14 protein-coding genes are annotated in these 24828 nt (G+C 65.7%); 9 read left to right on the forward strand and 5 right to left on the reverse strand.

Annotation, left to right across the window (positions count from 1 at the left end):
- Window positions 1-68 precede the first annotated feature (68 nt).
- Both CH276_RS18945 and CH276_RS18950 read right to left on the reverse strand, forming a co-directional pair.
- A complete protein-coding gene (locus CH276_RS18945) occupies window positions 69-1388 on the reverse strand; it encodes an HNH endonuclease signature motif containing protein (protein WP_094631609.1) in 1320 nt (439 codons plus the stop codon).
- Window positions 1389-1851: 463 nt separating this feature from the next.
- Window positions 1852-3324, reverse strand: coding sequence for a cryptochrome/photolyase family protein (locus CH276_RS18950; RefSeq protein WP_094631610.1), 1473 nt, complete (start codon window positions 3322-3324; stop codon window positions 1852-1854).
- 127 nt (window positions 3325-3451) lie between these two features.
- Here CH276_RS18950 and CH276_RS18955 point away from each other — a divergent pair, with 127 nt between their 5' ends.
- From CH276_RS18955 to CH276_RS18970, 4 genes are all read left to right on the forward strand, one after another.
- Complete coding sequence (locus CH276_RS18955) at window positions 3452-5101, forward strand: alkaline phosphatase D family protein (protein WP_094631611.1); 1650 nt, start codon at window positions 3452-3454, stop codon at window positions 5099-5101.
- Between the two features lie 21 nt (window positions 5102-5122).
- Entirely contained in the window at window positions 5123-5965 is an 843-nt protein-coding gene (gene trhO / locus CH276_RS18960; protein WP_094631612.1) for an oxygen-dependent tRNA uridine(34) hydroxylase TrhO, read from the forward strand.
- A 4-nt stretch (window positions 5966-5969) separates the two neighbouring features.
- Window positions 5970-6845, forward strand: a complete 876-nt coding sequence (locus CH276_RS18965; RefSeq protein ID WP_094631613.1) for a pseudouridine synthase — start codon at window positions 5970-5972, stop codon at window positions 6843-6845.
- Window positions 6846-6912: 67 nt separating this feature from the next.
- Complete coding sequence (locus CH276_RS18970; protein WP_032396524.1) at window positions 6913-7158, forward strand: hypothetical protein; 246 nt, start codon at window positions 6913-6915, stop codon at window positions 7156-7158.
- Window positions 7159-7295: 137 nt separating this feature from the next.
- Here CH276_RS18970 and CH276_RS18975 read toward each other — a convergent pair whose 3' ends face one another.
- The 3 genes from CH276_RS18975 to CH276_RS18985 all read right to left on the reverse strand — a co-directional run bounded on the left by CH276_RS18975 (window position 7296) and on the right by CH276_RS18985 (window position 14448).
- On the reverse strand, window positions 7296-12773 hold the full coding sequence (locus CH276_RS18975; RefSeq protein WP_094631623.1) for an ATP-binding protein: 5478 nt from the start codon (window positions 12771-12773) through the stop codon (window positions 7296-7298).
- Window positions 12774-13159: 386 nt separating this feature from the next.
- A complete protein-coding gene (locus CH276_RS18980; protein WP_094631614.1) occupies window positions 13160-13831 on the reverse strand; it encodes a TetR/AcrR family transcriptional regulator in 672 nt (223 codons plus the stop codon).
- Between the two features lie 14 nt (window positions 13832-13845).
- Window positions 13846-14448 carry a dihydrofolate reductase family protein gene (locus CH276_RS18985; RefSeq protein ID WP_032396526.1) on the reverse strand — a complete coding sequence of 201 codons (603 nt, stop codon included), beginning with the start codon at window positions 14446-14448 and terminating at the stop codon, window positions 13846-13848.
- 279 nt (window positions 14449-14727) lie between these two features.
- Between CH276_RS18985 and CH276_RS18990 the strand changes: the two genes are divergently transcribed.
- The 5 genes from CH276_RS18990 (at window position 14728) to CH276_RS19010 (ending at window position 24451) form a co-directional block, all read left to right on the forward strand.
- Complete coding sequence (locus CH276_RS18990; protein ID WP_441344236.1) at window positions 14728-19977, forward strand: AAA domain-containing protein; 5250 nt, start codon at window positions 14728-14730, stop codon at window positions 19975-19977.
- Window positions 19978-20085: 108 nt separating this feature from the next.
- Complete coding sequence (locus CH276_RS18995; protein WP_094631616.1) at window positions 20086-21294, forward strand: metallophosphoesterase; 1209 nt, start codon at window positions 20086-20088, stop codon at window positions 21292-21294.
- A gap of 28 nt (window positions 21295-21322) precedes the next feature.
- On the forward strand, window positions 21323-22162 hold the full coding sequence (locus tag CH276_RS19000) for an HAD family hydrolase (RefSeq protein WP_094631617.1): 840 nt from the start codon (window positions 21323-21325) through the stop codon (window positions 22160-22162).
- Between the two features lie 282 nt (window positions 22163-22444).
- Window positions 22445-22990 (forward strand): LpqN/LpqT family lipoprotein, encoded by a 546-nt coding sequence (locus CH276_RS19005; protein ID WP_094631618.1) that lies wholly within the window; start codon window positions 22445-22447, stop codon window positions 22988-22990.
- 51 nt (window positions 22991-23041) lie between these two features.
- The gene (locus tag CH276_RS19010; RefSeq protein ID WP_094631619.1) at window positions 23042-24451 is read left to right on the forward strand and encodes a plasmid pRiA4b ORF-3 family protein; all 1410 of its coding nucleotides are present in this window, start codon (window positions 23042-23044) and stop codon (window positions 24449-24451) included.
- Window positions 24452-24828: the final 377 nt, after the last annotated feature.

Raw genomic sequence — 24828 nt, forward strand, 5'->3', positions numbered from 1 at the left:
TCTCTTCCAGCCCCGCGCCGTGTTCTCGGTGCGGGGCTGGATTGGTATGTGGAGGGGTGTGGGCAGGGTCAGGCGATGTGGGGGCCTGCTCGGGCGTGGGATGGTCTGGGTTGTCGGTAGGGGTCGACGGTGGCGGGTGGTACGAACCAGGGGTGGTTGTCGACGCCGATGAACACTTCCCAGTCACTGTGGTGGAGGAGTCGGTGGTGGAATCCGCAGAGTAGAACGAGGTTGTTCATGTCGGTGGGTCCGCCGTCGGCCCAGTGCCGGATGTGGTGCGCTTCTGTCCAGGCGGCGGGTTTGCCGCAGCCGGGGAAGGCGCAGGTGTGGTCTCGGGCGATGAGCGCCTTCTTCTGTTTGGCGGTGACGGTGCGTGCGGTGCGGGCGAGGTTGATCGGTGAGCCGTTCTCGTCCATGACGATGGCGGTGAGCAGGCAGTCGCAGGCGAGTTGCCGGGAGGTGTTGCGGGACAGTGGTCCCATCCAGGGGAGCCACCCGACGGTGGTGCCGTCGCCGAACAGGTCCCGGTACGCGCCGCGATCCGTGGCAGGGTGGCCGTCGTCATCGGATTCGTCTGCAGCGCGGGTGTTCTCGTCGTCGGCTATGTCATCGACGTCAGCACTGTCGCGGAGGTCGGTGAGATCGCGCAGGCTGATGTGCAGGTTCAGGTGCGGGCGTTCACCGCCTTCGATGGGGCGATCACTCGAGGCGAGGTATTGGTCGAGGATGTGTCCGAAGGCGTCGGCTCTGCGCCTCGCGGGGCTGCGATCGTCTTGGGTGCCGTCGGCGGCGGGGCGGGGTTCGGTCAACGGGGAGAGTGCGGTGAGCAGCTTCTCGCCGGTGATCGCATCGAAGTCTCCTTTGAGTACCAGCCGCCCGTTCAAGGTCTTGGAGGCGAAGAGTTCGTTGCGGTCGGTGTCCTCGGGAGGTGGCTTTTTGCCGCCGAATCTGTCGTTGAGGTTGGTGATGGCTTCGCGGATCCGGTCGGTGCGTGCTTCGGGTCCGGTGGCGGCGGTGATCATCGCCTTCCTGGCCATGTCCTGCCCGGCTGGGGGGAGGTTCTTGGGTGGGGTTTCGGCGAAGGTAAGGATCAAGGCGGCGTGGTCGACGGTGATGCTGCCGGTGTCGATGGCCTCGGCGATGTCGGGGAAGTTCTTCAGTCCGCGGGCGAGGGCGACGATCTTGTTGGCTTTGCTGGGGGTGAGCAGGGTGGTGGATGTCAGCCAGCCGGCGGGGCCGGGGAAACCGAGCTTCTCCCGGCTCACGCGGGTGTCGATCTCGGCGACGAGAGCGATGCGCCGGGCTTCGAGCAGCTGGATCTGGTGGGAGACCGCAGCAGACTCGGCGAGGAGTTCTGCCTCGCTCAGTTGCCAGATCGCGGTGGTCATGCCATGAAGTGTATCGAACGTGCGTTCGACTGGCAACCATGATTGAATCGAAAACTGTTGCCCAGCATAAGGATTCGTTGTCCAAAACCTGTCGGTGCATCGTGGTAGACGTCCGGAGGCACTCGGCAATCGCATGAGACGGCCATGGTGCGGCGGTGTGCGTCCGCAGAGACGTGTGGGATCGACTTCCGTGCCGTGCGCGATGCGCGCGATATGCAGGTCAGTCTTTCGTCCATGGCCACGCCCATTTTGCGTGTCGTCGATCCTTCGATTCGTCTGCCCGATATGCGGATCCAGCGCGTCCTAAACGCGCGACGACCTGGGTGAAGGAACGGCTGCGACAGGAGCCTCGAACTGGGCCCGGCTCCCATGGCAGCGGCTCAGCAAAAGTGGTGCACGTTGCGCAGTCGATATCAACGGAGACCTCGACAGGGTCCAGCTGTGCACAACTTACCGAGGTGTGTCAGTACACCTCGCGCTGTCGTTCTTGTTCCAATACCTGCTCCAGGTCGCTCAGTCGGTTCATCGACGACACCTGCCGCGCCGTGCGGTGATTGAGTGCCAACATCTCACGGTGCCGGTGGACGAAGGCCCAGTAGCCGGCGGTGAATGGGCACGCATCGTCGCCCAGTCGCTTCTTCGGGTTGAATTCGCAGGGCTTGCAGTAGTCGGTCATGCGGTTCAGGTATGCCCCGCCCGAGGCGTAGGGCTTGGTGGCGATCACGCCGCCGTCCGCGTGTTGACTCATGCCGATCACGTTCACCGGCATCACCCAGGCGAACCCGTCGACAAAAGCCGTTGCGAACCAGTCGGTCAACGCTCGCGGATCCCAAGCATGTTGCAGCGCAAAGTTTCCCAGGATCATCAGTCGGGGAATGTGGTGCACCCAGCCGCGGTCGCGCACGCCGTCCACCGTCGACGACAGGCATTTCGCGACCACAGCGTCGCCGTCCAACTCGAGCAGCCAATCCGGCAGTGGCTCATGCGCTTCGAGCTTGTTGCGCTCGAGGTACTCCGGCCCCAGATGCCAGTACAGGTGCCACACGTATTCGCGCCAGCCGAGGATCTGTCGAACGAAGCCCTCCACGCTCGCCAGTGGGGTGCCGTCGCGGTGGGCGTCCTCGGCGGCATGCGCCACGTCCAGCGGTTGCAGCAGGCCGAGGTTCAGTGGGACCGAGAGCAGTGAGTGCGACATCGTCCAGTCGTCGGCCATCACCGCGTCCTCGTACTTGCCGAAGTCGTCCAAGCGGTAGTTCACGAAGTGCGCCAACGCGTCCGACGCCTCGGCCGCGGTCACCGCGAACACACGAGGTCCGTCCACTCCGACGGTGTCGAGGTCCCACTCGTCGAGGTCGGCGCGCACCTGCTCGTCGATGGCGTCCTCGGTCGGCCACCACGGTTCCTCCACGCCCAGGGTCAGGCGTCCCTTCGGCGGTGGCGACTGATTCTCGGCGTCGAGGTTCCACTTGCCCGAGACCGGGTCGGCACCGTCCATCAGGACATCGAATCTTTTGCGCTGCTCCCGGTAGAACGTCTCCATCCGGAATGTCCCACGCTCGGCCGCCCAGTCGGCGAACTCTGCGCGGGGGAGCGCGAACATCGGTGTCGGGAGAATCTCCGAGACCAGGCCTTCCTCGTGCAACGCGGCGACGAACTTTTCCGCCGCGTGCGAGGTGGGCTCGAACACCACCACGGGCTTGCCGTACTCGGCCAACCCTTCGCGATACGTCTCGGTCTGTAGGTAGGTGACCCGGTCGCCCAACTCGTCGGCCAGATGACGCATACCCGACAACACGAGATGCAGCTTCTGCCGGTGGTATCGCCGACGCCGGAACACGCGCAGGGACTCGATCATCAGCACATCCCGATCGGCATGCTCGTCCACCGAGTGAAAGTGGGGGCCGAGCTGATCACCGAACAACCACAGAGCGTCCATGACCCCAGTGTTCTCCCACCGTCTGTGCGGCAAACCCGCGTCCGACACATGGCCGGAGGATGAACACTGTCGCCGACCCAGGCGCGCCTTACTTGACCACCGACCATCCATCGCATGGACTGACCCGATGCACGCTGAGTCTGCGCTTTCCAGAAGGACGTTTCTTCGCTCGTCGTCGGTGGCCGTCGCGGTGGCCGGAGTCGCCACGACACTGCCTGCGACCGCACACGCACAGGGCAGCGACCGCGGCTTCCTGCACGGGGTCGCATCGGGAGATCCGTTGCCCGACGCGATCGTCCTCTGGACCCGCGTCACTCCCACGCCCGACGCCACCCCTGGCTCCGGCGTCGGACCGCAGGTATCGGTGACGTGGCGGATCGCCCGCAGTGCGGACATGAGCGACGTCGTCTCATCTGGGACCGTCTCGACCGGCCCCGAGACCGACCACACCGTCAAGGTCGACGTCGACGGGCTCAGTGCAGACACCACGTACTTCTACGACTTCCGGACGAGCGACGCGGCATCGGCCGTCGGGACCACGCACACCGCTCCGGCCAACGACGCCGACATAGATGCAATGCGCTTCGGCGTCGTCTCGTGCTCCAACTGGGAGTCGGGCTACTTCGGTGCCTACCGGCATCTGGCCGCCAGGACGGACTTGGACGCCATCGTGCACCTCGGCGACTACATCTACGAGTACGAGACGGGCGGCTTCCCGGGGCGCGACGGTGTCGTTCGGCAGCATTCGCCCACCCACGAGATCGTCACGCTCGCCGATTACCGTCAGCGACACGGCCAGTACAAGTCCGATCCCGATCTGCAGGCCGCGCACGTCGACGTCCCGTGGATCTGCACGTGGGACGACCACGAGTCGGCCAACGACGCGTACGACGGCGGCGCCGAGAACCACACGCCGGCCACCGAGGGCGATTGGTACACGCGCAAGGCCAATTCGGAGCAGGCCTACTACGAGTGGATGCCGGTGCGCGCGGCAGGCACCGCGACCAACCGTCACCTGTACCGCAGGCTCCGGTTCGGCAACTTGCTCGAACTCTCGATGCTGGACCTGCGGACCTACCGTTCGCAGCAGGTGTTGCCGTTCAACGGTCCCGAGGTCGATTCGCCGAACCGGACCATCACCGGTGCCGAGCAGATGCAGTGGCTCACCGACGGGATCGTCTCGTCGCCGACGCAGTGGAAGATCGTCGGCAATCCGGTGATGATCACGCCCACCCTCATCCCGCCGCTCGATCGAGATGCGGCCAGGGCCGTCACCTCGCTGCTCGGAATCCCGGAGGGCGGCCTGCCGTACAACGCCGATCCGTGGGACGGGTACACCGCCGACCGGCGCAAGCTGCTCGGTGCCATCGTCGACGCTGGCGTCGACAACACCGTCTTCATCACCGGCGACATCCATTCGGCGTGGGCCTGCGAGGTGCCGCTCGATGCGGCGCGCTACGCAACGACGGAACCCGCTGCGACCGAACTCGTCGTCACCTCGGTGAGCTCGGCCAACATCGACGACCTGACGCGTACTCCGCCGCACACGCTGGGCCGGGTCGCCGAGGAAGCATTCAAGGCACTCAACCAGCACGTGAAGTTCGTGGACCTCGACAGCCACGGGTTCGGCGTTTTCGAGGTCACCAAGACTGCGGCTCGGATGGACCACTGGTTCCTCACCGCCAAGGAGGATCCGCAGACCGGCGTGTACTGGGGAGCGGGCTTCACCGTGGACTCGGGCACCCAGCGCGTCCGGGCGGCGGCACCGCCTGCGTGACGACGCGCCATACTGGACGGCGTGGCTGTACCGAAAATCGTCCTGTTCTACGTCTTCACTCCGCTGCCCGATCCCGAGGCGATCCGGCTGTGGCAGCAGGCGCTGGCCGCGTCCAACAACCTGGCCGGACGCATCCTGATCTCAGAACACGGCATCAACGCGACGGTCGGCGGCGACGTCGACGACGTCAAACGGTACGTCCGTGGCACCCGCAGCTATCCGGCGTTCAAGTCGGCCGACATCAAGTGGTCCGATGGGCTCGGAAACGATTTCCCGAGACTGAGCGTGCGGGTGCGGGGCGAGATCGTCACCTTCGGAGCCCCCGGGGAACTGAAGGTCGACGCCGACGGCGTGGTCGGCGGCGGCACCCATCTGAGCCCGGAGCAGGTGCACGAGCTCGTCGATTCTCGCGGCGACGACGTCGTCTTCTTCGACGGCCGCAACGCCTTCGAAGCCGAGATCGGAAAGTTCAAGAACGCGGTGGTGCCCGACGTCGATACGACTCGGGATTTCGTCTCCCAGCTCGATTCCGGTGCCTACGACCACCTGAAGAAGTCTCCGGTGGTCACGTACTGCACGGGGGGAGTGCGGTGCGAGGTGCTCTCGTCGTTGATGGTCGCGCGCGGGTTCGAGGAGGTCTATCAGCTCGACGGCGGAATCGTCCGCTACGCAGAGACTTTCGGTGACGACGCGCTGTGGGAGGGTTCGCTGTTCGTCTTCGACAAGCGGATGGCGCAGAACTTCTCCGACCACACCGCCGTCATCGGCCGTTGCAGTGCCTGCGGCAATCCGACGTCCCGCTATCAGGATTTCGACGGCGACGCCGGCCGTGGTCTGCGGTTGATCTGTCTCGACTGCGCGTAGAGAGATGCTGCCCTTCCGGGACGGTCTCGCTCCGCTGAGACTGCTGTTGCCTCATGGTGATTCGGCTACCACCATCGTGGAGTATCTCGAACGGGAGATGCCCGAGGACGACTGGCGACGGGCCATGCTCGACGCCGAAGTGGTGGACGAGAAGAGCAGGCCCATCTCCGTCGACACGCGGTACCGCGCAGGCAGTCAGGTGTACTTCTATCGCATTCCGGCGCAGGAGGTTCCGGTTCCGTTCGAGATCGGCATCCTGCACGAGGACGGCGATCTATTGGTTGTCGACAAACCTCACTTCCTCGCCACCATCCCGCGTGGCCGACACGTCACCGAAACAGCGACGGTACGACTGCGCAGGCAGTTCGACTGCCCCGACCTGACGCCTGCGCACCGACTCGATCGCGCCACCGCCGGGGTGTTGCTCTTCACCAAGACCAAGCATGCCCGACGGCCGTATCAGGAACTCTTCTCCTCCCGCAATGTCACCAAGGAATACGAGGCGGTTGCGGGATTCGATGCAGCGCTGGAGTTTCCACGCGTCGTCCGGAGTCGAATCCTCAAAGAACACGGGGTCATGACGGCATACGAGGAGTCGGGAGAGCCGAACAGTGAGACCCTGATCGACCTGGTCGACACGTTCGGTACAGCCGCCCGCTATCGACTCTTCCCGAAGACGGGTAAGACCCATCAGTTGCGAATCCACCTGTCGTCGTTGGGAATTCCCATCGTGAACGACCCGTACTATCCGGTGTTCTCTTCTATCCCGGCCGATGACTTCACCCGGCCGTTGCAACTTCTGGCCCGGGCTCTGAATTTCACGGACCCGCTCACCGGCGAGCCCAGGCGCTTCGTCAGTGCCCGAACCCTCGAGCCCTGACGGCCGGCCATCGTTCGTTCGGACGATTGTGACAATTGGGACGCGAGGTTAGCGTGTCGAGCGAAACATGTCCGACGAAATCGAAGAGGAGAACAGCGTGAAGCGTCGTCTTGCTGTTGTGCTGGGAGCCGCAGTCATCGCCATCGCGTCGCCGGCAGTCGCGGTGGCCGATACCGGAAGTGCGAGCACCGGTAGCGCGAGCGGAGTCTTGGGTGGTTTCGAGATGCTGTCGCGGCTCTGGGAGGCCTGCGCGGTAACCATCTTCACCGGACAGTGCACCGGTGTCGTCGCCACAGACGTGACCTACTGGTAACGCGTGCCCTGAGCCAAACCCTCCGCCGAACCCCCCCGAACCGACAAACGCGCGCGCATTCGCCAGACGCTCGCGGAACAGGTAACCGTTCCGCGAGCATCCAGCAAACGCGCGCGCGTTTGCGTGGAGCTCGAGCCCTACTTCGCCAACGACCGCGCCATTCCGCGTTCGATGGCGGCGACCAGCTGCGGGCGCAGTTCGGCGGCGGGGACGATGTGGTGCACCGATCCGACGTTCTGTGCACGCTGGATGTTGTGGATGGCCTCGAATTCGGCTGCCACTTCACCCAGTTTGGCGTTGCGGGCGTTCGCTCGCACGGTGGCCAACTCGACGCGCAGGGCCGAGCGGGTGGCGTCGTCCTCGGCGGTGTTCAGTCGTGTCTCGAGTTCCTTGACGGTCGGATCCGCTGCGGTGCGGGCGTTGACGTCGCGGGTGAACACCACTGCTGCGGCGGGGGCACCACCGAGCACGGAGGCGAAGGAGCCCTCCACCGCGAGGACCTCCATGTTGTCGTTGAGCGCTCCGGAGAACACCACGAACGCGCCGCCGTGGTAGCGCGAGACGACACAGAACACGACCGGTCCATCGAAGTTGACGATGGCGCGGCCGATCTCGGCACCGTATTCGAGCTGGATGTTGCGTAGCGATTCCGGTGATCCGTCGAAGCCGGAGAGGTTGGCCAGCACCACGATAGGCCGGCTTCCGCTGGCGGCGTTGATGGCGCGAGCGGTCTTCTTCGACGAGTTCGGGAACAAGGTACCCGAGGTCCACTGATCGGGGCCGTCGGACGGGAACCAGCCCTTGCGGGGGATGGCCCGCGATTCGATACCGATGACGGACACCGGGATTCCGGCGAGGTGGGCGTCGAACACCACGGAAGTGTCGGCGTCGGCCATGTCGGCCCAACGCTCGAGTACCGAGTGGTCCTGGTCCACCACGGCGCGCATCACGGTGCGAATGTCGAACGGCTTCTTGCGGTCGGGGTTGGTGACCGAGGAGAAGATGTCGCCGACGGTGGTGAAGTCGCTCGACGGGTGCACGTGCGGGTAGGTGCGCACGTCGCGCTCGGTCGGGTCCGCGGTGGCTGCCCGGCGCGGGAAGCGTTCTCCCGGAGCGGCGTACGCGTGATCGTAGTGCGCAAACAGGATGTCGCACGCGGCCCGCAGGTTCGGTGCCCAGTACTGCGCCTGGCCGTTGGGGCCCATGACGCGGTCGTAACCGCCGATACCGAAGTTGTCCTCGGCCGAGACGCCGCCGGAGTAGTCCAGGGACTGCTTTCCGGTGAGCACCATCGCACTGTCGGGGGTCATCACCAGGATGCCCTTGGTGTGGGTGAGCATGGTGGCTTCGGCGTTCCAGTACGGCTGCGCGCCGACGTTGATGCCTGCGACCACGATGTTGATCTCACCGCCGGCCTGGGTGAAGGTGATGATGCGACGCAGTCCGCGCGAGACCCAGTCCATGTTCTCGGTGCCCGATTCCATGGAAATCGTTGCACCGGAGGACAATGCGAACCATTCGACGGGCGCGCCGAGTTGTTCGGCGAGGTCGATGGCCGCGACGATTCGCGAGCACTCGGCCTCGGCAACGGTGCCCAGGGCCTTGGTCGGGTCACCGAACAGCGCGACGCGGGTGATGCCCTCGGGGTACTTGGCGGTCGGGGTGGTCGCGACACCGACGATGACGCCTGCGGAGTTGCGACCGTAGGGGCGATCGACGGGAGCGAGCACGCCGTCGGCGTCGAAGTCGTACTCGGTGAACGTGCCGCCGTTGCTGCTGAGCAACGGAATCAGCTCGTACGGGTACACGGTGCCGCGGGCCTGCGACCGCTGAACCTTCTGGGTGTACTCGTCGAGGGGACGCATCGGCTCGGTCGGCGGCGGAGTTATCTTCGCGACGATTCCCGCGCCGGAACGGTACGACAGGCGCAAGGCGACCTCGCGTGGCGTCGCTCCCGGTGTTTCGGCCAGACGAGCGATGAGGGTGATCTCCTCGAGGCCCGCGCCGATCGTCAGCGGCGCGATGTGCCTGGCGATGGTGGCGATGCGGTCGGCGGGAACGTTGAGTACCGGCCAGACGTAGAGCACGACGCGGTTGGCGTCGAGGCGCTTCTTGCCGCGTCCGGCCTGAGCGCGGCGGATGCCGTCGAGGCAGGCCGCCACGGTCCGCTCGATCTCCGGTACCGCGACGATGTTGCCTGCATCGTCCAACTGTGTTGTGACGCCGCGGATCTCGGCCAGGGCGACCAGTCGCTCGTCGGAGGGGTTGGCCTTCGACGTCAGGTGGAACAGGTAAGTTCCTGCGCTGGCGGGCAGGCGAACTCCGTCGAAGTTCTTCAGTCGCCACAGGTCCAGTCGCTGACCGGTCAGCGGGTGCATGTCCCGGATGATCGTGTCTTCCACGAGCGGCTCGGACCCCTCGGCCGCCGTTCGGCGGTAGGTCATCTTTCGAGCTGTGGAACCGAAGGCGGTCACCGTGACGCGGCGCCAGTGGCCGGTGCCGGGGTGCGCGGCCAGCACGGCTTGGAGCTGGGCCGAGAGTTCGTCGCCGTCGGTCGGCGCGTCCGGCCACGACACGTAGAGGTCAACGGCCAGGTTCTCCGGGGACGGCCCGGCGATATCGTCGACCGAGTCCAGAGTTGCTGCGAGCGAATCGAAGTCGGTGGCGGTGGACACCAGGTGCAGCCGTTCGCCCGAGAGCTCGAAGTTGCCGGTGACGAAGTGCTTGCCGTCGCGGTCGAAGGCCTTGACGTCTTCGAGTGTGCGGATTTCGTAGTACTGGCGAGTGATCACTTCGAGCAGGGCACCGGGATCGGTGATCCGTTGTGCCAGAAGCTCGATCAGCGGTTCCGGGGTGGCGACGAGAGCTGCGATGCGGGCGGAGTAGTCGGCCGCGTCGGGGTTCTCGGCCAGGTACTGCAGGCTGCCACGGACGCCGTCGTAGACCTTCTCGCGTGCACTGCGGATCTGTGGCTCGTCGAACAGCCGGAAGCGCAGGTTGCGGGCGACGTCGCCGATGACGGGGTAGCGGGCCTGGGTGGCACCGATGAGGCGCTCGAGTACCTCGGCCATGGCCGGGGTGGCCTCGGGCTGCGTCGAGCAGTCGCTGAGCCAGTGGCCGAGCAGGGCCGCGATGACCGGAACCTGGTTCTCCATGCGCTGCAGGGCCAGGAAGACGCGGTAGACGGCCTCTTCGAGTTCGGGGGTGCGTCCCTCGTCGATGGCGGCGTCGTAGTGCGCGAGGGCGCGAGTGAGCTTGGCGCGGAACGAATCCGGAAGCCCCTGAACGTCCGCGTCCAGCGAGTGCAGGAACGAGTGGAAGTGCTCACGGGGGGAGTGGACGCGTTCGTCGGTGCTCTCCTCGTCCATCGTCGGCCGGTTTCGGGAGAGTTCGCAGATATCGGCGAACGTGCCCAGCAGAGCCAGCTCGGCGGAGACCAGCCCTGCGTCGTTGCGCGGTACATCCGCACGCAGAGTCTCATAGGTGGACAACAGGTTTCGAGCGCGTGCTCCGCTGACGTCGAAGCCGGTGATGAGGGCGGCCAGTTCGTCGAGTCGGTCCAGAGCGCGACGCTGCGGCGAGCGCTGCTCGGCGTCGTCGACACCGCGGAACTGCACGCGCGGTGCCTGCTCGGACACCTTCTGCTCTCCGGCCTGATCCACGCGAAGCAGTGCCGCTCCGGCGTCGACCTGTCCGTTGACCGAGGCCAGTACCTCTCGCACTGTGCCCGCGTAGGGAGACCGGACGGCGGTTTCCATCTTCATCGATTCGAGGACGACCAGGGTCTGTCCCGCTTCGACCTCGTCGCCGACGGCGACCGGGACGGCGACGACGACGGCGGGAGCCGGTGCGCGGACCAACCCGGCCTCGTCCTGCGAGATCTGGTGGCTGATGCCGTCGACCTCGACGAGGAAGTGTGCGGCTCCGGCGACGGTGACCACCTGGTAGCGGCGGTCGCCGATGACCAGACGGCTCTCGTACTTGCCGAGGCGTTCGACGTCGACCTGAAGCTCGCCGATGCCGTCACCGTCGATGCTGTATCGGTGCGTCCCGGTCTGGCCTACCTCGAGCTTGTAGGCCTGCCCCTGGTAGTTCAATTCGACGGTGCGGCCGATGGCGTGGGTGGCGCGCGGCCGACCGCCGCGTGCGGAGTTCAGGAACGCGGTGCGTTCGCGGCCTTCCTCGGCGTCGTAGGCGTCGATGGCGGCGGCGACGATGGCAATGTCGGCAACGGCCGTCGGGCCCACCTGGGAGCCGGCTTCGGTGCGGTCGAGCCAGCCGGTGTCGGCGGAGGCGGAGATGACTTCCTCGCGGTCGAGCAGGCTCAGCAGGAAGGACTTGGTGGTGGTGCCGCCGTCGATGACGACGGTGGTCTCACGCAGTGCATTGCGCAACCTCGCCAAGGCTTCGCTGCGGTCGCGGCCCCAGGCGATGACCTTGGCGACCATCGAGTCGTAGTCGGGCGGGATGACGTCGCCCTGGGCGATGCCGGTGTCGACGCGGATGCCGGTGCCGAGGGGGAACTTGAGCAGCTCGACCGTGCCGGGAGCCGGTGCGAAGCCGTTGTCGGCGTCCTCGGCGTTCAGGCGAGCCTCGACGGCGTGGCCGAATTCGGGCGGGCATTCGCCGGGCAGTGCCTGGCCGTCGGCGACGAGGATCTGCAGCTTCACCAGGTCGATGCCGGTGGTGTATTCGGTGATGGGGTGCTCGACCTGCAGGCGGGTGTTGACCTCGAGGAAGGTGAAGATCTTCTGCTCGGGCTGGTACAGGTATTCGACGGTGCCTGCGCCCTGGTAGCCGGCGGCCTTGACGAGCTCGGCCGAGGCGGTGCGCAGCTGGTCGGCCTGCTCCTTGGTGAGCAGCGGTGAGCTGGATTCCTCGATGACTTTCTGGTTGCGGCGCTGGATGGAGCAGTCGCGCACGCCCGGGGCCCAGACGTTGCCGTGGCTGTCGGCGATGACCTGAACCTCGACGTGCCGGGCGTCGGTGACGAGCCGTTCGAGGAAGACGACGGGGTCGCCGAACGAGCGCTCGGCCTCACCCTGGGTACGTTCGAGAGAGAGTTCGAGTTCGTCCTCGTGGAAAACCTTGCGGATACCGCGGCCACCGCCGCCCGAGCGGGCCTTGATGATCAGCGGGTAGCCGATCGCCGCTGCGTGACGCCTGGCGTCGGCGCGAGTCTCGACGGGGCCGCCGGACCACGGTGCGACGGGGACGCCGACCTTCTCGGCGAGGATCTTCGCCTCGACCTTGTCGCCGAGCAGACGCATCGCGTCGGCCGACGGGCCGATGAAGGTGATGTTCAGGCGGGCGACGAGGTCCGCGAACGTCGGGTCCTCGGCGACGAAGCCCCAGCCGACCCACACCGCGTCGGCACCGGACTCGACCAGCGCGGCCTCGAGGACGCCGTAGTCGAGGTAGGCCGATCCTGTCGCGGGCTTGCGCAGCGTGACCGCTTCGTCGGCCTGGCGGACGAACATCGCGCGCTTCTCCGCCTCGGTGTGCAGCGCTACGGTGCGGATGCCGTAATCGTGTTCGGCGTTGAGCTCTCGGACGGCTCGGATCAGGCGTACTGCTGCCTCGCCTCGGTTGACTACTGCAATCCGCTTGAACAACGTATCTCTCTTCGCTCGGTGTGGGCGCACCGCGTCGGTGCGCTCGATGGAACGTGGATTGGTGCCGGGCATGCCATTTTCTCGTTCGTCATGCGGCACTCCGATCGGCTCATTCTAACGGTAACGAGGCCTTGTGCACCGCCAACAGCGTTCGGCGTGAGTGTGATTGATCACCAACAAGTGAAACATATTCTGTGGCAACCACTTTGGTCACGAACTCGCTGTCGAGTTTTGTTCACCTCGCAAACGTACTCGCGAGTAGCGTTGGCGCGTGGCGTAATTCGCCATTCGACCACTCGCGTTGCTACCGGCGAGTACATTACCGGTGGGTACAACTCGAGCCGATCGGCTCGAGTTGGTTCGCGCGTCGCCGAGTGCGGTCTCCCTCACCTGTCGCCCTCGCTCACCCGCGGCAGTCGCAGCGCGTTGACCCACAGCCTCGTGGCCGTTGCGAGCAGGGCCTCGGAGTCCTCGGGCGGACGGCCGTCGACGGCGTCGACCACGAAGTGGTTGAAGGCCAGCCGACTGATCATCGAGGACAGTGCGCGGGAGGCCAGCAGAGGATCGAGTTCCGCGTCGGCCAGACCGCGGCTCTGCAGACTCTCGATGCTTCGGGCGTTGCGCCTGACGAAGGCATCGGCGCGTTCGCGGCGGAGGCGGCGGAACTCGGGATCGATGTTCGATACCTGCTCGAGCAGCGCCATCAGCTTCGCGTTGCGCTGGTAGGCCTCGAAATAGGCGCGGTTGCTCGCAGCGATCACTGCCACCGGATCGTCGTGCGGGTCCACTCGCTCGGTACCGGGATGCAACATGTCGTCTCGTGCCTGCTCGAGCACGGCGGCCAGGATCTCTTCCTTGCTGGTGAAGTAGGTGTAGAAGGTGCCGGCCGAGCACCGAGCGGCGCGGGTGATGTCGATGAGCCGGGAGTCCAGGTACCCACTGTCCTCGAAAACTCGGCGCGCAGCCGCCACGAGCGAGGATCGAGTTCGCAGCCCGCGCGGGGTGATCGGCAGCTCCCGATTCGGCAGCTCGCGGTCGGACTCCGGCGCGGCAGGCATTCAGTCTTTATACGTCATTCCCCGCGAGCTTCCGGTCGGATGAACCGGGTGAATCTCACTCCGCTGTCGAACTGGCGCGATTCGAGGTGCTCGAACCGCTGAGCGGGGAACGGATCGGCACCCGTCCCGGGCGAGAACAGGCCGATTCCCCGCCCGAGTACGACGGGATTGACCTTGAGGAACAGCTCGTCGATCTCGGGCAGCAGTTGACCGGCGAGGTTTCCCCCGCCGCAGATCCAGACGTCGAACTCCGACTCCTCGGCTTTGAGGCTCCTGACGAGTCCGATCGGATCGTCGTTCACCACGGTGAGGGTCGGGTCGTCCGACCGGGCGAGGGTGCGAGAGAGAACGTACTGGCGCAGGTGGGGATAGGGGCTGGCGATCCCGGCGTCCAGCGCCGGTTGCAGCGTCTCGCGGCCCATGACCAGGGTGTCGAACCGAGTGGGCGGACCGTCCAGGCCGAACAGGGCCCGCACGTGCACGGGTAACGTCTCGGGCAGCTCGGCCACGATGGCATCGAGGTGATCGCCTTCGGCCACGAAACTGTCGTAGCCACCGTCCGGTGCGGCGATGAACCCGTCGAGGGTGACCGCGATGTAGTAGACCAGCTTGCGCATTCGGCTCCTGTCGTGGTCGACGGGGTGAGAACCCGTGGTCAGGGCGGGCGGGTCGGTTCGCTGTGGGGGATCCAGCGACCGAAGTGGGTCTTTGTGACCCAGCACTAGAACATATTTTGTGTTCTCGGGACGCGATGAACAACTTGTTTTCAACGGCTAGTCTGGCCCGGGTGTGCAAACACCGTCCCTGAAACGGACGACCATTCGAGTATTTGTGGGGAAACTGTGACGGCTGCAGCTGCTACCGGTCGTGAACACGACGACGAGCTCAAGAGCAGGGTGCAACGCCTGCTGCGCTTCCTTCGCGAAATCGTCGAGGCGCGCTCGAACCCGGTGCTGCGTTTCGACGACCACATGCAGATCGAGTGGGTCCACGCCGGGGACGTTCCCATGCAGCTCGACCCCCGAGCCAAGCAGGGTGGTGTGGTGCTCCGTGCACCTCGCATCGCGGTCGACGAGCCGCCCGAGCCGCCTGCGCTGCTGTCGGGCTGGCTCGATCCTCAGGTCGTCGCAGACAGCCGCTACCGCGAGCTCGAGCTGGCCGACGCATCCTCGGTGACGTCACGCCGTCGAGAGGAAGCGCAGGAGTCCGACGCCGACTTCGACATCCGCAAGGCCTACGAGATCAAGCAGGCCTTCGAGGAGTACTCCGAAGCGTGGAAGGAATGGGCGCAGGAGGATCGGGATCGGCGACCGCAGGCCGCTCTGTACCAGGCACTGCAGCTGATGATGCAGGAGCTAGCGTCGCGACCGGAGTCGATCGAGCTCGTAGTGGCATCCGGCCTGTTGACGTCGAGCAACACCGATCCGCAGCGCAGCGTGCGCACTCACCTGATCACACAATCGGCCAGCATAGAACGGGACGTACGCACCGGTGACCTGCTGGTTCGCCTCGCCGCGAGTACCACCCCGCGGCTCGAGGACGGCCAGCTGCTGACCGGTTCGGACGATTTCGACACCTCCGGCTCCGTCGCGCTGGCGCGAGAACTGCGCGACACCGTCAGCTCGCCCATCGGGGACGGTGTCGCACAGTTCTTGCGGAACTGGGCGACGCGGGTGCCACGCCACGAAATCGAGGTGCTCGATCGTCTCGGGCCGCCCGGGGCTCTCGCCTACATCGACGACGACCGCACGCTGACCGTCTCACCTGCCCTCGTTCTCCGCGTTCGAGACTCGTTCGCGCTGGTCGAGTACTACGAGCAGATGATCGCCGACCTCGAGTTCGCCGACTCGCCGGTACCGCTGGGGCTCGCGCAACTGGTCGATGCCATCGAGCCGGCAGATCGGATGGCGTGGCTCGAACGCACGGGGGCGGGGGAGTCGGCGACACTGGCGGAGGACCCGCTGTTTCCGCTGCCGGCCAACGCCGAGCAGTCGCAGATCATCGAACGGCTGGGGCGCGACAGCGGCGTCGTGGTCGAGGGGCCGCCAGGAACGGGCAAGACCCACACGATCGCCAACCTCATGTCCGGGCTGTTGGCGCGCGGACAGCGGGTTCTGGTCACTAGTGAAAAGTCACAAGCTTTGCGTGTGCTGCGGGACAAGCTCCCGCCGGAGCTGCAGGAGCTCTGTGTGTCCATCACCGACCTCTCCCGCGGTGGTTCGGACGAGCTCAATCGCAGCGTCGCGAAGATCGCCGAGCGCAAGACCTCGTTCGACGAAGCCAGCGAGGTGCAGAAGATCGAGGCGCTGACGACGCAGCGCGCAGCGGCCCTGGCCCGCCGGGCCGAGCTGCTCGATCGGGTCAGCGCGCTCCGTGAATCCGAAACCGTTGTGCACGAGTATGTTTCCGATGGTTACGACGGCACCGTGTCGTCCATCGTGCGCAAGGTCAAAGCGGCCGAAGGTGCCCACGAGTGGCTACCCGGCCCGCTGCTGGCCGATCGGCCACCCCTCGACGGTGCCCAGGTCGATCAGCTTCGCAAACTCATTGCCGGCTCCGACGGCTCTCGCGAACTTCGCTCGCGACAGGTACTGCCGCGTCCGGAGACCATGCTGCCGAATTCGGCCGAACTCGCCTCGCTCTGCCAGCGTGCAGGTGCGCAGATCGACACTCTCTCGCCCAAGGCCGCGGATCTCGTGGCGTTGCTCGACGGCGTCGAACCCGCCGTGTCCGCGGAGATCAGGCAACTGTGCGAGGAGCTCGCCGCCCGAGTGCGAGCGGTCGTCGAACTCGACGGCTCCTACCCACGGTTGACCGATTCCGTTCTGTCCGGCGAGGCCGCTCACCTGTGGTCTCGGGTCAGCGGAATCGACGCGATGGTCGAGACGGCAGCTGCGTCCGATCGCTACGTCGGTGCCCACGATGTGCAGTGCTCGTCGAGCTCGCCTGCGGCACTGTCGGCGATGGATGCGTTCGCCAGCGCGCTGGAGTCCGGTATCGAGTGGAAGCCCCGGTTCCGTCGCAGCGAGGAGCAGAAGGCCGTCGAGGCTCTCGACATCGTCGCCACCGTCGACGGCCAACCCGCGACGACGGCCATGGCCGCGCGACTGGTTGCCGAACACATTCGTGCACTCGAGACCGTGCAGACCGCAGCGGTGCTGCTGGCCGACCTCGCGATCATCGTTCCGCTCGACGGCACACGTTCGATTCGCGTCAACAACGTGGCGCGGATCGCCGACCGGCTCGGCCTGGTGTCTGCCGTCGTCGCTGCCCGTGACGCCCTGGTGCAACGGCTGTACACCATTTCGCCTGCGGCACCGTGGATTCGGAGCCTGGCCGAAGCTCAGGAAATCGCCGGGGCCGCCGACGCCATCGCCACGCGCATCGATATCGATGCCGCACGCGCCGAGCTCGACGCCCTGCAGTTCGCGGTCGCGACGCGCATCGATGCCGGGCCCTCGCCCGAGGGGTCGAATCTGGTGAGTGCGTTGAGCACTGCGGACCCGTTGGAATTGGCTGCCGCCGTTGCGGCCTATTCGCAGGCGTGTTCCGAGCAGGAGGATCAGCTTCTGCTCGAATCGATGTCGGCGTCGTTGTCCGAGGTCGCACCCGCATTGTTCGACCTGGTCGAGGACACCGCGGGCGATGTCGAATGGGACGAGCTGAGCTGGCAGATGTCGAAGGCCTGGGCGTGGCGTCGGGCACGCGAGTGGGTCGGTGAGCAGCACCACGGTGGACTCGAGCAGCAGCTGGAAGCGGAGCTCGCGGCCGCCGATACGGACATCGCCTATCTCACAACACGTCTCGCAGCGGCCAGTGCCTGGCGTAACAGCCTCCAACGAATGACCGCCGTCGAGGTGCGCGCGCTGCAGACTTATCGAGAGCACATCTCCAGCATCGGCTCCGGAGCCGGTAAGTACGCCGAAACCTACCGCAGTGCAGCACGATCGGCGATGCGCGAGGCGCAGAGTGCGGTCCCCGCCTGGGTCATGCCGCTGTCCCAGGTGCTGGCCTCGATTCCGCCGGTGCCGGGCAGTTTCGACGTCGTCATCGTCGACGAGGCGTCTCAGGCCGACATCACCAGTCTCTTCCTGCTGTACCTCGCACCCCGTGTGATCGTGGTGGGCGACGACCGGCAGTGCGCGCCGGCGGACGTCCCGCAGGCCGGCACACTCGAGGACGTGTTCGATCGCCTGGACGTCTATCTGCCCGATCTACCCGAACACGTGCGTGCGACGCTGACTCCGAGGTCGAGCCTGTTCTCCATGCTCCGTACCAGGTTCGGTCAGGTGGTGCGGTTGCGTGAGCACTTCCGCTCCATGCCCGAGATCATCAACTGGTCGAGTCAGCAGTTCTACGGAGACTCCCCGCTCGTTCCCGTGCGCCAGTTCGGTGCCGATCGGCTACCGCCGTTGCGGCACACGTACGTTCGCGGAGCTACGGTGACGGGAAAGAATGCCTCACTGGTCAACCGTACCGAGGCCATCGCGATCGCCGACCAGATCGCCGAGTGCCTCGAGGACTCCGCTTACGACAACTTGACCTTCGGAGTGGTTGTGCTGCAAGGCCAATCGCAGGTCGACGAGATCCGCAACGAGTTGATCAAGCGGATCGGCATCGAACAGTGGGAGCAGCGTCGGCTTCGTGTCGGTACGCCGCCGGACTTTCAGGGCGACGAACGCAACGTCGTGTTCCTGTCGATGGTGGTGGCACCCGATCAGAATTTCGCCACCCTCACCGCCAATCAGTACAAGCGGCGGTTCAACGTTGCGGCGTCGCGGGCACAGGATCAGCTGTGGCTCTTCCATTCGGTGACCGTCGACCGTCTCAAGCGAGCGGACCTGCGCAACTCGTTGCTGAGTTACGTCACCTCCGTCTCGCCCGCTCCGGCCGATCCCATGCCGGTCGATGTTTCGCGTGAGGTCCGGAAGGCGCCGTTCGAGACGCTGCTCGAGCAGCAGTTGTGGAACGATCTCGTCGAGCGAGGTTTTCACGTCAATCCTGGTGTCGAGGTCAACAACAGACGCCTGGCCCTGGTCGTGACCGGCGACTCCTCGCGTCTCGCCGTCGAATGCGACGGTGACACGTTCCTGTCCACCCCCGCGCAGCGGTTGGCAGATCTGCAGCGTGAACAGGAACTCAAGCGATGCGGTTGGACGTTCTGGCGGGTGCGTGAATCCGAGTACTACCTGGACCGCGACGCGGCGTTGGAAAGCCTCTGGACCACGCTGGCCCGATTGGGAATCAAGCCCAACAGCGTTGTGGTGGAAGGTCTGGAGAGCTCGGACGGAGCTTGGACTCCGGTCCCACTCGAGTCCTCGCAGTTCGACGATTCCGGTGTGTTCGAGACGTCCACGTACGCCGACTCACCCGCGCGCCACGAGTCGGTGCTGTCCTTGTGGACCATGCCCCGGATCGACATCCCCGCCGAGGACCCGGCCGCATCGGATGCGCGACGAGCCGACCGCGAAGGATCCGCACCGACGACCACCAACGGTTCGGGAACCGCCAACGGGGCGGGAGTCGAGAACGGCTCGGGCCCCACGAACGGGTCGGGATCGAACAACGGCTCGGGTATGACCAACGGCTCGGGTATGACCAACGGGCAGGGAACGACGAACGGCTCCGGTATGACCAACGGGTCGGGAACGACGAATGGGTCGGGAATGACGAACGGCGCGTCCGCCGCCAACGGTGGCGGTCGTTCCAACGGCTCCACTCGCTCGGCTCGGCCGATCGAGTCCTCGGCACCGAGTCGTTCGGCCATGACCAACGGATCCACACCCGCAAAGGATGCGGAGATCGATGCGTCCGCGCGGGTGCGCGATGTCGAGGTGAGCAGCGGCCCGACCACCGAGCCCGACGAAACCGCGAACAGCACGACAGCGGCAACGGACCGGATCGTGGAAGCCGACGAGGCGGTCGCACAGCACGAGGCGGTCGCAGAGGACGAGGCCGGGGCGAGGGGCGAGGCTCCCGATCTCGACGGACCCGATCCTGCCGAGGCAGCGGGTGATTCAGCGGGAGCACCGGATGCCGACGGCGAGCCGAGCGGGGGCCTCGAGGCACCCGAGGACGAGGGCATCGCAGAACACGAGTTGCCGCTCAACGGACTTCGCGGATACACCACCCGTCGTCGGCCGTAGTTCGGCGTTTCCTGCCGACAGGCTCAGCGCCCGCACCGAAGCCGTGAGGGCGACGTAGTCTTGGTCCTCGGGCTGCGCGCACGTACGAGTGAAAAGGGTTCGACGCCGATGACAGATCGACAGATGCAGCAACCGGAGCAGTCGGTCTCACCGGATCGGTCGCCGCGCACTCGGCGGATCGTTGTGCCTACTGTCGTCTTCGTCGTCTGCGCTGCGCTTGTCACGCTGCCGACCTGGACCGTCGTATTCGCCGGCGCGCAGTGGCCGCTGGCCGCGCAGTTGGCCGGCTCTGCGGTTGCACTCGCTGTATTCGTGGCGTTGCCTGCAGCGATGTACATGGGCCACCGGCCGAGCGCAGAAGGGTCCTCCAAGGACGCGTGGGCGCGTATCGGAGACGTGTTGTTGGGCTCGGTCTGGATCGCGTTCGTGTGGGCGGCACTCTCGCTGCTGCTGCGGCTCGCACTGTGGACGGGTGGGGTCGACGACCCACTTCGCTCGCGGATCGTGTCGGTGACAACCGTGGTGGTCGTGGTCGCCCTCGCGCTGTGGGGTCATTACGAGGCGATGCGAACTCCCCGCGTGCGACACACGACCGTCAGGATCGATCGGCTCGGGGCGCGATTCGACGGTCTGCGAGTGGTTCTCGTGACCGACACCCATTTCGGCCCGCTCGATCGCACGACGTGGTCGCATCGATTGACCGACGCCGTCAATGCGCTCGAGCCGGACGTATTGGCCCACGTCGGCGATATCGCCGACGGCTCGGTCGATCGGCGTCGAACGCAGGCCGCGCCGTTGGAGTCGATGCTCGCTAGTGCGGCGCGCGTCTACGTCACCGGCAATCACGAGTACTTCGGTGAGGCGCAGGAGTGGCTCGATCACATGGAGGACCTCGGATGGAACTCGTTGCACAATCGCCATGTGGTGCTCCATCGCGGTGAAGACGCGCTGATCATCGCGGGCGTCGACGACGCCACCGCTGCAGGGTCGGGTGCGCCCGGCCACGGCGCCGATCTTGCTCGCGCACTTGCCGGAACCGATCCTTCGATGCCCGTGCTGTTGCTGGCTCACCAGCCGAAGCAGATCGGTGACGCTGTCGACGCCGGCGTCGACCTGCAGGTCTCCGGTCATACACACGGCGGTCAGATCTGGCCGTTCTCGGCGCTGGTTCGGCTCGACCAGCCGGTGGTGCACGGTCTGAGCAGACACGGCGCGCGAACTCAGCTCTACACCAGCCGCGGATCGGGATTCTGGGGTCCGCCTTTCCGGGTGTTCGCGCCCAGTGAGATCTCCGTTCTGACATTGGTCGCCGGCTGAGCGATCGACACCTGGCAGGATCGGTGGGGTGAAGAGAACCGAAGAGGTCGTCGTTGTCGCCACCGATCTCGACGGCACCCTGTTGCGTTCGGACCGGACCGTGTCCGCGCGAACGGCCGCTGCGATGGCTGCCGCAGACGCAGCCGGAATCAGGGTGGTGTGGGCCACGGCTCGGGCACGCCACTCCATCGACGAACTCGCGGCGTCCTGCGGATTTCGCGGGACCGCGATCGGTGCCAACGGTGCTGTCGTCCTCGACCTGGCCGACGGTTTCCCGGCCATCGTCGGCACCAGATCGGTACCGCCCGAGACGGTGGCCTCTGCCAAGTCGGTCGTGCGCTCGCTCGTTCCCGGCGTGGCCTTTGCGACCGTGGGTGCCACACGATTCGTGGCCGAGGCTCGGTACGCCGAGCTGTGCGTGTTCGCCGATCACCACCGGCAGCCGCACGAGATGGAGTTGTCGGAGCACGGTTTGTCGGCCGACGTCGAGCCGACGGTCAAAATCGTTGCTCGGCACAGTGATACGACGAGCGAGGAGTTGTACGAGCTCGTCGCCGCTGTGGGAGTGGACGGGGTCGAGTTGACTCATTCCGGTGCTCCGTACATCGAGATGTCCGCAGCGGGAGTCTCGAAGGCCAGTGCGCTGCAGGAATTGTGCGAGCGGTGGGGGATATCTTCGGGTTCGGTTGCGGCGGTGGGGGATGCGCGCAACGATCTGCCGATGCTGACCTGGGCGGGCACGGCGTTGTGCCCGTCGAATGCTGCTGAGCCCGTACGATCCGTTGTCGATCGAGTCCTCGAATCCAACGACGACGACGCGGTTGCGCGCTATCTCGAGGAACTCACCGCACGCAGGGCGAAACTGTGACGCGCGGTCTGCACCCTGCGTTGCCGTATGAGAAGCCGGCCCCCACCGTCGGCGGACGCACACCGGTGAGCTCTCCGGGTTCGGGTGACGTAGCGGTTGCGGCGCAACCGAATTCGGCTTCGTTCACCGACGGAACAGTCGGCTCGACGTGGCCGGTGGACGGTTGGAGTCGCGCAGCGCTCAGCTCCCCGCCGGTCACTGCCTCTAGGATCTACGGACGAGCGGACCGGCGCGGGTAGCCTCTGGCGTGTCGGTGAATAGTCCACCACGAAAGGCCCTGCTGTGAACGACGCCCTGTCGACGGAATCCTCCGAGCCCACCACGATCGCCGAGTACCTGAACGCACATGCGTTGCGCGTCTCGCCGCTCGACGGTGCCGCGGCGGCCGAGATCGGCATCACCGTGCCGATTCCTGCGGGATGGCAGACGCTCGATCCCGCACAACTTCCCGGGGCGACTCAGGTGATCGTGGAACCGAACCTGGTGGAGAACGGATTCGCGCCCAACGCGGTGCTTCTGGTCGGTGCGTTGTCGCGCACGATCGACCCGGAAGCGTTGATGGCATTGGGTTTCGGCGACGGACGTGCAATGCCCGGCTGGGTGGAGCGCGAGGCGAGCGCGGCGTCGTGGCTCGGCTGGCCGTCGCGATTCATTCGGGGTACGTACGTCGCGCAGCAACTCGAAGCGGCCGTGACGACGCGATACGTGGTGGTGGGCGTCGAAACTCAGTACTTGGTGCAGTTGACGGTGACGACGTTGGCATCGCAGCTCGATGCGTTGGCGTTCGACGTCTCCGCGATCAACGATGGTTTGACCACTGGTACGTAGAAGAACGCGAGCCCCTGTGTCCGACGCGCGGGTCCGACTAGGGTCGATTCCATGTCGATGAGAACCGGTCGCGTCCGGCATCTGTCGGTGGTGCCGAACTTGTCCGACGCCGACGAACCGGCCGATGGCGAGGCGACAGAGGCCACGCGGCGGGGCCTGGTGAACTTGGTGCTTCGGGTGACCGTGGATCACACCCGTCCGCAGATCTGGCGCCGGGTGCGGGTGCGCTCGGACCTGCTGTTGTCCGAGCTGCACTCGGTGCTGCAGAGGGCTCTCGGTTGGGAGGACCGGCATCTGCATGCGTTCAGCGTCAGGACCGCCGGTGCCACGCGTCGCTTCGAGATGGAGGAGTCGCTCGACGACGAACCGGACGACGAGTCGTCGAGCGAGGAGCGAGTGCGGATCGACGACGTGCTCACTGCACCGGGTTCCACCATGACGTACGAGTACGACTTGGGTGACGGATGGACGCACACGATAGTTCTGGAGCAGATCGATTCCGATATCGACGACCTCCGATCCGTCTGCCTCGACGGGGCGCGTGCATGCCCACCCGAGGAATCAGGCGGGCCAGCGCGCTATGCACAGGCTTTGGAGATCGCCGCCGACCCGTCCGATCCCGAACACGCAGGCGTGCTGGCGCGGTGGGGCGCGGCCTTCGACCCGGCTCTGTTCGACGCCGATGCAGTCAACACTGTGCTGCACTCGTTCGACGTGGGGCGTTCGGTCCTTGCCGAAGCGGTGGCCGCGGCTCCGGCCATCGGAAAACTGTTCGATCGAGTGCGTCCTACGGAGGTGCCGTCACTGATGGCGTTGCTTCCGCGGTGCGAACTCACCATCGAGAGCTCGATCGATCTACCCGTCGCCGAAATTGCGATGGCCAAGTTGACGTGGTTTCTGGGCAGAATCGGCGACGCCGGAGCCGACCTGACCGGTGCCGGCTACCTCAAGCCTGCACTCGTCGTGGCGATTCGCGAGGAGCTCGACTGGGGCTTGGGCTGGGTCGGGCCGAGCAATCGCGAGATCGATCATCATCAGGTGACCGATCTGCGCGAGGCGGCGCGACACCTCGGGTTGACCCGCACATCGAAGGGCAGGTTGCTGCGCACCAAGCTCGGTGCAGCGTTGGCTCACGACCCGGTAGGGATGTGGCGACATGCGGCGTCTCGACTTCCGCTGGGCAAGGAGACGTACGAGACCGACGCAGCGACTCTGTTCCTGATCTCCCTCGCCGCATCGGCATCTGCGACGCATCGAAACAAGATGCTGATCGAGACTGTCGCCGAATTAGGTTGGGCAAGTGAGGATTCCGGTGTCTTCGATGCCCAGTTCGCGGCGCAGGCCACGGTGAGCTTTCTCGATCTCATCGGTGCCCACGGTCCGCAGTTCTACTTCCGTCAAGGGGTGTCGGACTCACCGAGCTGGTCGCGCAGGTTCGCACGTGATGCACTGCTGAGCTGAGTCGACGAGAAGTGGTCCCGGTAATGCCGAAATGGGGCTCGAGTCGCGCGAGACTGCCGCTGAGCAGGCGATTTGCGTTGGTGTGGTTGGTGGCGTAACTTTTATCGAGTCAGAGCGACGGACACCGACCCGGTCTTCACGGACTGGGTGAACGAGGTTGGACGTGTGGCTCGGCAGGTTGTGTCCCCCAAGAGTCGGGCCTTGTGTCCGAGACCAAGCTGGGATACGCTGGAACAGTTGCCCTCGAGGCCGACGGACTGTGTGTTCGTGGGGTGAGAGTGTGTGCGTGTTCTTTGAGAACTCAACAGTGTGTCGATGAATGTCAGTGCCGAAATTATTTTGGTGAATGCATTCGATGTATCAGCCATCCGCTTGTG

Origin of the sequence: Rhodococcus sp. 06-470-2, from assembly GCF_002258235.1 — a bacterium.
Classification (GTDB): Bacteria; Actinomycetota; Actinomycetes; order Mycobacteriales; family Mycobacteriaceae; genus Rhodococcoides.